Here is a 360-nt window from a genome sequence, read left to right as displayed (position 1 = left end):
ACTTTGTCAAAGAAAATTTGGCCGATCATCAGAATGTGACAAGCTTATATAACGCGTTCAAAGATTATTTAAATCAGCAAACCGACCTTAAAGTCAGTGAAGTGCCTTTAGCGACGCTAAATGGGGCTAAGGGGTATTTTCAACCCAGCACTAATGAAATCGTCATTGGTGGCGATGAGCCCGACAATGCTTTGAAACTAAAGACGTTATATCACGAATATGCGCATAGCCAGCTACACGGCCTAAAATCAGCCTTTAAAGATCGCCCGCGAGCCTATCAAGAAACGCAAGCCGAAGCGGTCGCATATGTTGCCATGCAAAATATTGGCGTTGATACCAGCAACTACTCACTCGGTTACG

General features: G+C 44.2%; 1 protein-coding gene. It reads left to right on the top strand.

Annotated features, from left to right (window positions below):
• Positions 1-360 (top strand): ImmA/IrrE family metallo-endopeptidase (locus MMY95_RS15715; protein WP_347192204.1); only part of this gene is annotated, 360 nt, incomplete at both ends.

This window comes from Lactiplantibacillus sp. ME-2, assembly GCF_022549155.1.
Classification (GTDB): Bacteria; Bacillota; Bacilli; order Lactobacillales; family Lactobacillaceae; genus Lactiplantibacillus; species Lactiplantibacillus plantarum.
Note: the sequence above shows the minus strand (reverse complement) of the source record. Positions and strands in the feature narration are given on the sequence as shown.